We start from the raw sequence: 12,392 nt of genomic DNA on the forward strand, positions 1-12,392 counted from the left end.
TTGATGCAATTTACGCATAAATAACATTTAACTAATTAACATTACTTTTATATACAATCATTTAACACTCTCTGCGCCATCAGCGTCGGCGGCAGGGATGAAAAGGTGAGTTTTCCGTTTTGTGACCGAGGCCAGGGTACGCCGCTGCGCCCCGGGCGCCAGGCGGTAAAAGACATACCCGGCCCGGCAGGGTTAACGCGACGCCGAGCGGCAAGATGTTAATAATCCGGACGTGACCTCATGGCGCCGGCGCCGCGGCGGCGTTCCCCAGCGTCTGCAACAGGGAGATCAGCCAGCGGGTGGCCTCGCGTTTCCCGCTGCGTTTGTGGGCGTAAATCTTGACGTCAAACGGGGGAACCGGAAACGGCAGCGGGAAAATGGTCAGCCGGGCGGCGCGAGCCATCGTCTCCGCCGCCCGCCGGGGCAGCGCCATCAGCAGATCGCTCTGCTCAATAATAAAGGGAGCGCTCAGCAACGAGGGCGTTTTCACCGCCACCTGCCGCGAATAGCCCTGCCGCTCCAGCTCACAGTCCAGCACCCCCTGCCGCTCATTCCACGGGGTCACCACCAGATGACGGGCCGCAAGGTAGGCGTCCAAGGTCAGCGCCGTTCGGTCGGCCTGGCTGATAACCACATATTCGTCCCGCAGCCAGTTAATCTCCTCGAGATCGGGATGAGCTGGCTCGTCAGGGGTATTGAACCCGAGAGCCAGATCGACCTCCCCCGCCAGCAGCTCGGTCAGCGCCGGGCTGTGGGGCAGATAACGGAGCTCAAACCGCAGCCCGGGCGCCTCACGCTGCAGGTGGTGCATCAGCGTCGGAAAGACGCAGAACGCGGTGAAATCGGTGATCGCAATCTGCATGCAGTCGGTGCTGGCGGCCGGCACAAACGCCGCCGGCGGCGTCAGCTCCTGATTGAGAAATTTCAGCGCCGAAGCGATAGAGGGCGCCAGCTGGCTGGCATAGACGCTGGGACACATCCGGTGACCTTCCCGATAGAACAGCGGGTCGTTGAGGGCGCTGCGCAGCCGGGAGAGCGCATGGCTCAGCGCCGAGGTGCTCATCGCCAGCTCTTCTGCCGCCAGGCGCACCGAGCGGGAGCGATAGACCGCGTCAAAGACCGGCAGCAGGTTGAGGTCGATACGGCGCAGGACAGGATGCATAATATTCATCGTTTGCTGATTTCATTGCACTTAATTCTTTTCACAATACCGCTTATGCTCTGGGTCAGCAATTTTGCTTTCCTTCATACCATTCAGACAGGACGACCCATGAGCATCACGATCCGCCAGGCCACCCCGGACGACGCCACCGCTATTTATGACATGATTTATGAACTCGCGGTCTACGAGAAAGCCCCCGAAGAGGTGGTGACGACGGCAGAGGAGATCAGAGAGACGCTGTTTGCCAGCAGCAGCAAAACCGAGGCGCTGATCTGCGAGGTGGCGGGCAAAGCGGTGGGCTACGCCGTGTTCTTCACCAGCTACTCCACCTGGCTTGGCCGTAACGGCATCTATATGGAGGATCTGTACGTAACCCCCGACTATCGCGGGATCGGCGCCGGAAAAGCGCTGCTGAAAACCATCGCGCAATATGCTGTACAGCGTCAGTGCGGGCGTCTGGAGTGGAGCGTGCTCGACTGGAACCAGCCGGCGATTGATTTCTATCTGAGCATTGGCGCGCAGCCGCAGGATGAGTGGGTGCGTTATCGCCTCACTGGCGATGCGCTGCGGGCCTTTGCGGAGTAAAGCGGCTCGCCAGCAAGTCGGCGCCAGGCGTCGACCTGCTGGCCGCGGATCAGGCTTCGACCGCGCTATTCTGCAGCTGCGGACCGGCCAGCGCCAGACGCGCGCCCGCTTCGGTATCGCTGTACTGCTTAAAGTTATCCATAAACAGCTGAGCCAGACTCTCCGCCTTCTCCTGCCACTTATCCGCTGAGCTCCAGCCATTACGCGGATCCAGCACTGCGCTGTCGACGCCCGGAATGCTCTGCGGGATCGCAAGATTGAACACCGGGATCGCTTCATCGCGCAGCGGGCCGGTGGTGCCATTGAGGATCGCGCTGATGATGCTGCGGGTATCGCGCAGCGACAGGCGTTTGCCCTCGCCGTTCCAGCCGGTGTTGACCAGCCAGGCTTCCGCACCGGATTCCGCCATCTTCGCCGCCAGTACGCTGGCGTACTGGGTCGGGTGAAGCAGCAGGAACGCCGCGCCGTAGCAGGCGGAGAAGGTCGGCGTCGGCTGGGTAATGCCGCGCTCGGTGCCCGCCAGCTTCGAGGTGAAGCCCGACAGGAAATGGTACTGCATCTGCTCGGTGGTCAGACGGGAGACCGGCGGCAGGACGCCAAACGCGTCTGCGGCAAGGAAAATCACCTTCGACGGATGGCCCGCCCGGGACACCGGCTTGACGATATTGTCGATATGCGACAGCGGATAGGAGACGCGGGTGTTCTCGGTTTTGCTGCCGTCGGCGTAATCCACGCTGCCGTCGGCGCGCACCACCACGTTTTCCAGCAGCGCATTGCGGCGGATGGCGCCATAAATCTCCGGCTCCGCCTGCGGGTCGAGATTGATGGTCTTGGCGTAGCAGCCGCCTTCGAAGTTAAACACCCCGTCATCGTCCCAGCCGTGCTCGTCATCGCCAATCAGTTGACGATGCGGATCGGTGGACAGCGTGGTTTTGCCGGTACCGGAGAGGCCGAAGAACAGCGCGACGTCCCCTGCTTCGCCGCGGTTGGCCGAGCAGTGCATCGACGCGATGCCTTTCTGCGGCAGCAGGTAGTTCATGACCGAGAACAGCCCTTTTTTCATTTCGCCGCCGTACCAGGTGCCGCCGATGAGCTGAATACGCTCGCTCAGGTTAAAGGCGACGAAGTTCTCGGAGTTCATGCCCTGCGCCTGCCAGTTAGCATTGGTGCAGCCGGCGCCGTTGAGCACCACGAAGTCCGGAGTAAAGCTGGCCAGCTCGTCGGCGCTCGGCACGATAAACATGTTTTTGACAAAGTGGGCCTGCCACGCCACCTCGGTGACGAAGCGCACGCCAAGGCGGGTGTCCGGGCTGGCGCCGCACCAGGCGTCGATGATGTACAGTTTTTTGCCGCTCAGCTGGCCTGCGACCAGGCTTTTCAGGCTGCGCCACACTTCTGGCGATAACGGCTTATTGTCATTGCGGCCGAGGCCGGAGTCAGCCCACCATACGGTGTCGCGCGTCTGCTCGTCTCTGACGATATATTTATCGCGCGGCGAGCGGCCGGTGAAGATGCCGGTATCCACTGCCACAGCGCCAGAGTCGGTCATTACGCCGCGGGCCGCGCCGGTCAGCTCAGGAGCGGTTTCATGTGCAATAAGCAAATCGTAATCAGGGTTGTAAAACAATTCGCCGCTTGCATTAATCCCCAGCTCCTGCAGAGCCATTTTTACTGATTCAATTTGTTGTGACATGGAACTCCTGACAAACTATTTAAGGTAAGAGGCCTGGGTTATTCATTGCTTTCGTCATCGTCGGCAGCTATTTAATAAGATAAATCCTGGGCAATGAAATAAAGCAATAAATAACCGTGAGTCGCGATTTCATATCGTGCTCATGTAGGGTCGCCGATACGCATTCTTAAATCTCAACTTTCCAAAAAATGTTAACACCTGTCGATAATTATGTTAATTGCATAGTTTCTATGCGCTATGCTAAAATTGCATAGCCTTTATTGCGTTTTTGAGGACTGGATCGGTGTTGGCAAATCTGGAAGTTAAATGGCTGTATGATGTGATTGCTCTCGAGGAGTCACGCAGCTTTACCCTGGCGGCCAAAGCCCGCAATATCTCCCAGTCCTCGTTCAGCCGACGCATCCAGTCGCTGGAGGCTTCCCTCGGATTCAGCATCTTCGACCGCAGCGCCAACCCCCTGCAGTTGACCAACCGCGGGAAAATTTTTGTCGGCTATGCGCGAAATATGCTCGACGACATGGATTTTCAGATCAGCCGAATTAAAGGTTTAAATAACACCACGCAAAAAATAAGAATCGACGCCGCCCCGTCGCTGTCGGTGTTATTGCTGCCGGAAATTATCGCCGGTTACACCGACCGTAAAAATAAGACTTTTCATGTTGAATCGATTAACGTCAACGACGCCGTATTTAACCTGAAAGAGGGTAAAAGCGATTTTATCCTCTCCTTCTATAATGAAGAATTAATGAACTATCCGTTTATTAATCATAAAATTTTTGATTCTTACCTGCACCTGGTCTCCCCCTGCGACGAACATGGCCGGCCGCTGTTTCATTTACATCGCGGCGTGCTGCCGCTGATGAAATACGCCAACGACAGCTATATGGGGCGCCAGGTGAACCAGGTCATCGACCGCACGCCGGAGATCACCTTCTCCCTCACCTTTGTCTCTTCCATGAGCGAGCTGCTCAAGCGCATGATCCTCAATGGCGACGGCGTGGGCTGGTTGCCGCAGTACTCCATTCAGCGCGAGCTGGACGAAGGCCGACTGACGATCCTCGATGAGAGCCTGTCGCTGCCGATCGGCGCCTGGCTCTACCGCTCCGGCTCGCGGCTTAACCAGGCCGCCGAACGTTTCTGGCAGCACATTAAAACCCGTAACCAACCGCGGGATTAACCCTCTCAGCCGCTGATCCCCAGATACGCCTTACGCACCTCCGGGTCGTTGAGCAGCGCCTGGCCGCTACCGCTCAGGCGGATCTGGCCGTTCACCATCACGTAGGCGCGGTCCGACAGGTTGAGGGCATGGCGGGCGTTCTGCTCCACCAGAAACAGCGTCATCCCCTGGGCCGTTAGCTCGCGCAGGATCTGAAATATCTGCTTCACCACCAGCGGCGCCAGTCCCAGGCTCGGCTCATCCAGCAGCAGCAGGCGCGGCCGGCTCATCAACGCCCTGGCGATGGCCAGCATCTGCTGTTCGCCGCCGGAGAGGGTCATCGCCCGCTGTCCCCGCCGCTCTTCCAGCCGGGGGAACAGCTGGTACATCCGGGACTTGTCCTCGGCCTGATAGCGGTTGCCAATGGCAATGGTCCCCATCAGCAGATTCTCCTCGACGGTCATATCGGGAAAGATGCGCCGCCCTTCCGGGGCCTGGGCGATGCCGTTGCTGGCGATAAAGTGGGTCGATTTCCGGCTGATCGCCTCCCCGCGATAGAAAATCTCCCCGCCGGCAATACGCGGCTGCCCGAAGACCGACATCAACAGCGTCGATTTACCCGCGCCGTTGGCGCCGATCAGCGCCACCGTCTCCCCCTCGTTGACGGTCAGGGAGACCTGCTTCAGGGCCTGGATCGGCCCGTAGAAGACATCCACCTCATCAAAGGCAAGCAGTGGCTGGCTCATCGGCGCGTCTCCTCTTCCTCAGCGCCAAGATAGGCGGCAATCACGCTGGCGTTGGCCTGAATCGCCTGCGGCGCGCCGCGGGCGATGACGTCCCCGTGATCGAGGACGATGATATGATCCGAAATCTCCATCACCATCCCCATATCATGTTCGATCAATAGCACCGTGATGCCGTGCTGCTGGCGCAGAAAGCGGATGATCCGGCTCAGCGCCTGGGTTTCGACCGGGTTGAGTCCGGCCGCCGGCTCGTCCAGACAGATCATCTCCGGACGGGTGCACATGGCGCGGGCGATCTCCAGCCGCCGCTGCTGTCCGTAGGAAAGCGTTCCCGCCAGACGGTTGGCGCAGTCCACCATCTCCACCACCTCCAGCCAGTAAAACGCGCGATCCAGCGCCTGAGTTTCCGCCTGCCGATAGCTGCGGGTGTTGAGGATCCCGGCCAGCAGATGGCGGTTGACCTGGGTATGCTGGGCCACCAGCAGGTTCTCAATCACCGACATCTCGCGGAACAGGCGAATATTCTGGAAGGTGCGGGCCAGACCGGCGCGGTTCACCAGATGGGTGCCGCCGAACATCTTGTAATAGATCCGCCGCCCCAGCTGCGCCGGGTGGAGGAAATCGTCCGGGTGAAGCTTTTGCCCCAGCACCTGAATGACATCGGTGACCTTTTCCCGCGCCCGTAGCACGATACTCCCCCCCGTCGCCCGGTAAAAGCCGGTCAGGCAGTTAAATACCGTGGTTTTGCCCGCGCCGTTGGGGCCGATCAGGGCGGTGATCGACCCGCGCTCCACCTCCAGATTGACGTCATTCAGCGCTTTGATGCCGCCGAAATGCATCATCAGATGCTCAACGCGTAAGATGCTGTCGCTCATGGCGCGACTCCTTTTCGCAACGCGACCCCGCTGCGGCTGGTGCGCACCAGGCCGCGCGGCCGCCAGATCATCATCAGCACCATCAGCACGCCAAACAGCAGCACGCGATATTCGTCAAACCCACGCAGCAGTTCCGGGGTGACCGTCAGGACAAAGGCCGCCAGCACCACCCCAAGGGTGGAGCCCATTCCCCCCAGCACCACAATCGCCAGGATCAGCGCCGACTCAAAAAAGGTGAACGACGTCGGATTAACAAATCCCTGATAGCTGGCGAAGAACACTCCGGCGATGCCGGCGGTCGACGCGCCGAGCATGAACGCCGAGAGCTTAACCAGCACATGGTTGAGCCCCATCGCCCGACAGGCGATCTCATCCTCGCGCAGCGCCTCCCAGGCGCGGCCGATGGGCATCCGCGTCAGGCGATGCTTCACCAGCAGCACCAGTATCACCACCATGCACAGCACGGCGTAGAGGAAGATAAATTTCAGGTTGGGGTTGTAACTGACGTGGAAGAACTCATGGATAGGGATACCGCCATCCTTTGCCCGGCGGGTAAATTCGAGGCCAAACAGCGTGGGGGACGGCACCGGGACGCCGTTGGGGCCGCCGGTGAAGCTCACCCAGTTGTTAAGCACCAGGCGAATGATTTCGCCAAAGCCGAGGGTGACGATGGCCAGATAGTCGCCGTGCATGCGCAGCACCGGAAAGCCCAGCAACGCCCCGGCGAGGGCCGCCATCACCGCCCCCAGCGGCAGCATCACCCAGAAGCCGAGGCCCAGGTACTGGTAGCCCAGCGCCAGGCCGTAGGCGCCGATAGCATAGAACGCCACATAGCCCAGATCGAGCAGCCCCGCGAGACCCACCACGATATTCAGCCCCAAACCGAGCAGGACGTAGATCAGCCCGAGGATCGCCACGGTCAGCAGGTATTTGCTGGCGAGAAACGGAAAGGCGATAGCCAGGCCCACCAGCAACGGCATTATCCAGCGCAGCCGCGAGCGGTAGCCCGGGGGCCGGACGTACACCCCGTCATCCGCCCCCTCAAAGCGGGCAACCAAGGCCTTGCCCCGCCGGCTCTGCAGCAGCAGGCTGAGCGCCAGTCTGCCGGCCATCACCACCGCCACCAGGATCGCCACCCGCGCGGGCGCGAGGGTAAAGCCATAGCCTTTGAGCACCACGCCGACGATCGGGCCAAAGACAATTAACGCGCAAAGACCGGCCAGCACGCTGTCGATCAGCGCGCTTTTGATATCCCGCGCAGGCTGGCGCGTCAGTTCACCCATAGAGCCCCCTCAGACCTTGGCCACCAGCGGACGACCCAGCAGCCCCTGCGGGCGAAAAATCAGGATCGCCACCAGCAGCGCAAAGGAAAAAACGTCTTTGTAATCCGAATTCACCATTCCGGCGAACTGCGCCTCGGCCACCCCGAGTAGCAGTCCGCCCAGCATCGCGCCAGGCAGCGAGCCAATCCCGCCCAACACCGCGGCGGTGAAGGCTTTGATGCCGATAATAAATCCGATGTAGAAGTCGAAGGTGCCGTAGTTCATGGTCACCAGCACCCCGGCCAGGCCGGCCATCGCCGCGCCGAGGACAAACACCAGGGAGATCACCCGGTCGGTATTGATGCCGAGGATCGCCGCCATGCGCCGGTCCTGCTGGGTGGCGCGGCAGATGCGCCCCAGCCGGGTGTACTGGATAATCCAGGTCAGGATCAGCATCCCCACCAGCGCGGCGACGAGAATAAACACCTTGGTCCAGGTGATCTGCACTACCCCATCGCCCACCGTCATACGCAGCGCGCCGCTGAGCAGCGTCGGGATCCCCTGCTGGTTTGGCCCCTGGCTCAGCTGAACATAGTTCTGCAGGATCAGCGACATTCCAATAGCCGAGATCAGCGGCGCCAGGCGCGTCGAGTTGCGCAGCGGCCGGTAGGCGATGCGCTCGATCGCCCAGCCGTACACGCCGGTGACCACAATGGTGAATACCAGGGTGGCGAAAATCAGCAGCGGAAACGAATGGATCCCGAAGAAGGAGAGCAGCGCCAGGCCGATGGCGCACAGGTAGGCGGAGACCATATACACCTCGCCGTGGGCGAAGTTGATCATGCCGATGATCCCATACACCATGGTGTAGCCGATGGCGATTAAGCCGTACACCGCGCCCAGCGTCAGCCCATTGATCAGTTGTTGCAGAAAAAACGCCGTCATAGCCCCTCCAGCCGCCCGGCCGACGGCCGTCGGGATCGGTACCCGGTCGACCGCCGTCGTGAGACGATTAGCCAATCAAAACAACGGATAGTTACTGGGTGGTCGCCGATCAGAGCTGGTGATATTTGCCCTTGTCGTCCCACTGATAGACCACATAGTCCGACACCTTGAGGTCGCCTTTGCCATCCCAGCCTTTTTTGCCCATCACCGTCTCGACGTCGTGGCTCTTCAGCCAGTCGCTGGCTTTGGCGTTATCGGTGCCGACGGCGTTCCAGGCGGCGGCGATAGCCTGAATGGAGGCGTAGGCGTAGAGGGTATAGCCTTCCGGCTCAAAGCCGCTGGCGCGGAACTTCTCGATCACCGCTTTGCCTTCCGGGAGGGTGCGCGGGTCCTGACCAAAGGTCATCAGTACGCCGTTGGTGAACTGCGGCCCGCCGGCGGCAGTCACCAGCTCCTCGGTGACAATACAGTCGCCGGAGAAGAATTTCGCCTGCACTCCCTGCTCGCGCATCTGGCGCACCAGCGGGCCCGCCTCAGGGTGGCAGCCGCCAAAATAGACCACGTCCGGCTTGAGGGCGCCGATCTTGGTCACCAGGGCGTTAAAGTCTTTTTCACCGCGGGAGAGGCCTTCGTACAACACTTCTTTGGTGCCCCGCTTCGCCAGCGCCGCGCGGGTGGCATCGGCCAGCCCCTGGCCATAGGTGTCTTTATCGTGGATGACGGCAATTTTCTTCGCCTTCAGCACGTCCAGCATATAGTTGGCGGCAATCGCCCCCTGCTGATCGTCGCGGCCGCACATGCGGAAGAGATCCTTCATGCCGCGCTCGGTGATCTGCGGATTGGTGGAGCCGGGGGTAATGGTCAGAATCCCGGCTTCGTCATACACCTCGGAGGCCGGCATCGTTGAGGAAGAGCAAAAGTGCCCCACCACGGCGGAGACTTTCGCTTCGTCCACCAGCCGGTTGGCCACCGCTACCGCCTGTTTCGGTTCGCACGCGTCATCCCCCTGCACCAGCACAATCTTTTCGCCTTTGATGCCGCCGGCGGCATTGATATCAGCCACCGCCTGCGAGGCCCCCTTCCAGTACTGGGCGCCGTAGGTGGCGTTGGGGCCGGTGAAGGGCCCGGCGACGCCGATCTTCACGTCAGCCTGGGCGTAAAAGGCCATGCTCATACAACCTGCTATCACAACATGAAGCGTCATTGTTTTCAGTTTCAAAGACATTCGGATATTCCTCAGCGATTTAGAGCCTGGCGTCATGGAATGACGCAGAAAATATCACTTACCGTGTGGTACCGACGCAGGCGCAGCGCCAGGACGGCCAGGGTGGAAGAAGCAAAAATCCCGCCAGGTAGAGAGATCGCGCCGGAGAGCGGACGCCCCGGTCGGTGCGCACGCGACGACAACCCGTGCCGCATCTGGCAAGGGCGCATTCCCTTTCAGGTCAGGAGATCGGTTGCCATCACGTGGCGAGCCGGACAACGCGGTATCCGTACCGGCCCGTGAGCTAAACATAGATGCAGTTAGCGGTCGCTGCGCGCCAGCGTGGTGCAAAAATGCGAATATGATCAACAGTGGTGATTATTTTGTTGCGGTAATGTGAAGATGATAACAGGAGAGCCCGTGAAGGGCTCTCCTGTGGCCCGGCGGCCGTTCAGAGCTGGCTGGTGAACGTTCGCGAGATCACATCCTGCTGCTGCTCGCGGGTTAGCGCGTTAAAGCGGACCGCATAGCCGGAGACGCGGATCGTCAGATTCGGATACTGCTCCGGATGTTCTATCGCATCGAGCAGCTTTTCCCGGTTCAGTACATTAACGTTGAGGTGCTGTCCCCCCTCCACCGTCTCCTCGTGATGGAAGTAGCCGTCCAGCAGCCCCACCAGGTTGTTTTCCTGCGCCGACGGCGCTTTGCCGAGGGCCGCCGGCACGATGGAGAAGGTGTACGAGATGCCATCTTTGGCGTAGGTAAACGGCAGTTTCGCCACCGAGGTCAGCGACGCCACCGCCCCTTTGCGGTCGCGGCCATGCATCGGATTGGCCCCCGGGGCGAACGGCGTCCCCGCCCGACGTCCGTCCGGCGTGTTGCCGGTTTTCTGCCCGTACACCACGTTGGAGGTAATGGTCAGGATCGACTGGGTCGGCACCGCCTGGCGCCAGGTGGGCAGCGCCTGAATTTTGCGCATAAAGCGCTCCACCAGGTCGCAGGCGATGGCATCGACGCGATCGTCGTTGTTGCCATATTGCGGATAATCCCCCTCAATGACAAAGTCCACCGCCAGCCCGTGATGGTCGCGCACCGGCTTCACCCGGGCGTACTTTATCGCCGACAGCGAATCCGCCGCCACCGACAGGCCGGCGATGCCGCAGGCCATCGTGCGGTAAACGTCACGGTCGTGCAGGGCCATCAGCGCCGCTTCGTAACTGTACTTATCATGCATGCAGTGGATGATGTTCAGCGCGCTGATGTACTGCACCGCCAGCCAGTCCATAAAGTGGTCGAGGCTGGCCATCACGCTGTCGTAGTCCAGCACCTCATCGCGCAGCGGCGCGGTTTTCGGCCCCACCTGGATCTTCAGTTTCTCATCCACCCCGCCGTTAATCGCGTAGAGCAGCGTTTTGGCGAGATTGGCGCGGGCGCCGAAGAACTGCATCTGCTTGCCGATCACCATCGGGCTGACGCAGCAGGCGATGGCGTAGTCGTCGCTGTGAAAATCGCTGCGCATCAGATCGTCGTTCTCATACTGCAGCGACGAGGTGGCGATTGAGACCCGGGCGGCGTATTTTTTAAACGCCACCGGCAGCGCCTGCGACCAGAGCACGGTCAGGTTCGGCTCCGGCGCCGGACCCATGGTGTGCAGGGTATGCAGGTAACGGAAGGTGGTTTTACTGACCAGGGTGCGGCCATCCAGCCCCATACCGCCCAGGACTTCCGTCGCCCAGATGGGATCCCCGGAGAACAGCGAGTCAAATTCCGGGGTACGCAGGAAACGCACCATGCGGATCTTCATGATGAAGTGGTCAATCAGCTCCTGGGCCTGCTCCTCATTGAGTAAACCGGCGCGCAGATCGCGTTCAATATAGATGTCAAGGAAGGTGGCCGTGCGTCCCAGCGACATGGCGCCGCCGTTCTGCGACTTCACCGCCGCCAGGTAGGCGAAGTAGAGCCACTGCACCGCCTCCCGGGCGGTGCGCGCCGGGTGGGAGATATCGCAGCCGTAACGGGCCGCCATCTCCTGCATCTGCTGCAGCGCGCGCCGCTGTTCGGCCAGCTCTTCGCGCAGGCGCAGGGTGGCCTCTAGCGCCTCGCCGCGTTCAAGGGCTGGCTGCAGGTCGGCAAACTGCAGCTCACGTTCGCGGACCAGATAGCGAATGCCGTACAGCGCCACGCGGCGGTAATCGCCGATGATCCGTCCGCGACCGTAGCCGTCCGGTAGCCCGGTCAGCACCCCGGACTTACGGCAGCGCAGCATATCCGGGGAATAGACGTCAAATACGCCCTGATTGTGGGTCTTGCGCAGCGCCGTAAACTGATACTCAAAATCGGGGTCCATTTCGCGGCCATAGGCCTCGAAGGCGCTTTTGATCATATTGATCCCGCCAAAGGGATGCAGGGCGCGCTTCAGCGGCCGGTCCGTTTGCAGGCCGACGATCTTTTCCAGCGGCTGGTTGATATAGCCCGCCGCGTGGGCGGTGATGCTGGTGGCGACATTGGTGTCGAAATCCACCGGCGCATGGGTGGCGTTCTCGACGCGGATCCCGGCCATTACCTGCTCCCAGAGGGCGTTGGTGGCCGGCGTCGCGTCGGCGAGGAAGGACTCATCGCCCTCGTAAGGGGTGTAGTTATGCTGAATAAAGTCGCGAACGTTAATCTGCGTTTGCCACGCCGTACCACGAAAGCCCTGCCAGGCGTCGGCGTATCGTGCGTCGTGGGTGTCGATATCTACTTTCATGAGCATCGTCTCTCTACAGAA

At 60.7% G+C, this 12,392-nt stretch carries 11 protein-coding genes; 3 read left to right on the top strand and 8 right to left on the bottom strand.

The genetic code is table 11. The features are described 5' to 3' along the window. Positions 1–238: 238 nt before the first annotated feature. A complete protein-coding gene (locus tag AC6CWS_RS14480; RefSeq protein WP_065881227.1) occupies positions 239–1,171 on the bottom strand; it encodes a LysR family transcriptional regulator in 933 nt (310 codons plus the stop codon). A gap of 99 nt (positions 1,172–1,270) precedes the next feature. On the opposite strand from AC6CWS_RS14480, the gene AC6CWS_RS14485 reads away from it, so the two are divergent. Beyond that, on the top strand, positions 1,271–1,747 hold the full coding sequence (locus AC6CWS_RS14485; protein WP_004203250.1) for a GNAT family N-acetyltransferase: 477 nt from the start codon (positions 1,271–1,273) through the stop codon (positions 1,745–1,747). 49 nt (positions 1,748–1,796) lie between these two features. Here the strand turns inward: AC6CWS_RS14485 and pckA are convergent, their stop codons facing one another. Beyond that, positions 1,797–3,440, bottom strand: coding sequence for a phosphoenolpyruvate carboxykinase (ATP) (gene pckA / locus AC6CWS_RS14490; RefSeq protein WP_023290179.1), 1,644 nt, complete (start codon positions 3,438–3,440; stop codon positions 1,797–1,799). 283 nt (positions 3,441–3,723) lie between these two features. On the opposite strand from pckA, the gene AC6CWS_RS14495 reads away from it, so the two are divergent. Next, entirely contained in the window at positions 3,724–4,617 is an 894-nt protein-coding gene (locus AC6CWS_RS14495) for a LysR substrate-binding domain-containing protein (RefSeq protein ID WP_023290180.1), read from the top strand. Between the two features lie 5 nt (positions 4,618–4,622). On the opposite strand, the gene AC6CWS_RS14500 is transcribed toward AC6CWS_RS14495, so the two are convergent. The 5 genes from AC6CWS_RS14500 to AC6CWS_RS14520 form a co-directional block, all read right to left on the bottom strand. Beyond that, positions 4,623–5,342: an ABC transporter ATP-binding protein gene (locus tag AC6CWS_RS14500; protein ID WP_065881224.1), complete on the bottom strand. Its 720-nt coding sequence runs from the start codon at positions 5,340–5,342 to the stop codon at positions 4,623–4,625. Continuing rightward, the gene (locus AC6CWS_RS14505) at positions 5,339–6,214 is read right to left on the bottom strand and encodes an ABC transporter ATP-binding protein (protein ID WP_065881222.1); all 876 of its coding nucleotides are present in this window, start codon (positions 6,212–6,214) and stop codon (positions 5,339–5,341) included. Before AC6CWS_RS14505 ends, AC6CWS_RS14500 begins: the two co-directional genes overlap by 4 nt. Next, positions 6,211–7,497: a high-affinity branched-chain amino acid ABC transporter permease LivM gene (gene livM / locus AC6CWS_RS14510; RefSeq protein WP_065881220.1), complete on the bottom strand. Its 1,287-nt coding sequence runs from the start codon at positions 7,495–7,497 to the stop codon at positions 6,211–6,213. Before livM ends, AC6CWS_RS14505 begins: the two co-directional genes overlap by 4 nt. A gap of 9 nt (positions 7,498–7,506) precedes the next feature. Beyond that, the gene (locus AC6CWS_RS14515; protein ID WP_065881218.1) at positions 7,507–8,421 is read right to left on the bottom strand and encodes an ABC transporter permease subunit; all 915 of its coding nucleotides are present in this window, start codon (positions 8,419–8,421) and stop codon (positions 7,507–7,509) included. A gap of 109 nt (positions 8,422–8,530) precedes the next feature. Continuing rightward, positions 8,531–9,589, bottom strand: coding sequence for a branched-chain amino acid ABC transporter substrate-binding protein (locus AC6CWS_RS14520; RefSeq protein WP_075206763.1), 1,059 nt, complete (start codon positions 9,587–9,589; stop codon positions 8,531–8,533). A gap of 289 nt (positions 9,590–9,878) precedes the next feature. Between AC6CWS_RS14520 and AC6CWS_RS14525 the strand changes: the two genes are divergently transcribed. After that, positions 9,879–10,025 carry a hypothetical protein gene (locus AC6CWS_RS14525; protein ID WP_004225356.1) on the top strand — a complete coding sequence of 49 codons (147 nt, stop codon included), beginning with the start codon at positions 9,879–9,881 and terminating at the stop codon, positions 10,023–10,025. A gap of 51 nt (positions 10,026–10,076) precedes the next feature. Here AC6CWS_RS14525 and pflB read toward each other — a convergent pair whose 3' ends face one another. Continuing rightward, positions 10,077–12,371: a formate C-acetyltransferase gene (gene pflB, locus AC6CWS_RS14530; protein WP_080901437.1), complete on the bottom strand. Its 2,295-nt coding sequence runs from the start codon at positions 12,369–12,371 to the stop codon at positions 10,077–10,079. Positions 12,372–12,392 lie beyond the last annotated feature (21 nt).

It is taken from the genome of Klebsiella sp. M041, from assembly GCF_059759695.1.

Excerpts from the sequence above, each read along its gene's own strand:
- AC6CWS_RS14500 (WP_065881224.1), bottom strand. The coding sequence starts at position 5,342 with ATGAGCCAGCCACTGCTTGCCTTTGATGAGGTGGATGTCTTCTACGGG.
- pflB (WP_080901437.1), bottom strand. The coding sequence starts at position 12,371 with ATGAAAGTAGATATCGACACCCACGACGCACGATACGCCGACGCCTGG.
- pckA (WP_023290179.1), bottom strand. The coding sequence starts at position 3,440 with ATGTCACAACAAATTGAATCAGTAAAAATGGCTCTGCAGGAGCTGGGG.
- livM (WP_065881220.1), bottom strand. The coding sequence starts at position 7,497 with ATGGGTGAACTGACGCGCCAGCCTGCGCGGGATATCAAAAGCGCGCTG.
- AC6CWS_RS14485 (WP_004203250.1), top strand. The coding sequence starts at position 1,271 with ATGAGCATCACGATCCGCCAGGCCACCCCGGACGACGCCACCGCTATT.
- AC6CWS_RS14505 (WP_065881222.1), bottom strand. The coding sequence starts at position 6,214 with ATGAGCGACAGCATCTTACGCGTTGAGCATCTGATGATGCATTTCGGC.
- AC6CWS_RS14520 (WP_075206763.1), bottom strand. The coding sequence starts at position 9,589 with ATGGCCTTTTACGCCCAGGCTGACGTGAAGATCGGCGTCGCCGGGCCC.
- AC6CWS_RS14515 (WP_065881218.1), bottom strand. The coding sequence starts at position 8,421 with ATGACGGCGTTTTTTCTGCAACAACTGATCAATGGGCTGACGCTGGGC.
- AC6CWS_RS14480 (WP_065881227.1), bottom strand. The coding sequence starts at position 1,171 with ATGAATATTATGCATCCTGTCCTGCGCCGTATCGACCTCAACCTGCTG.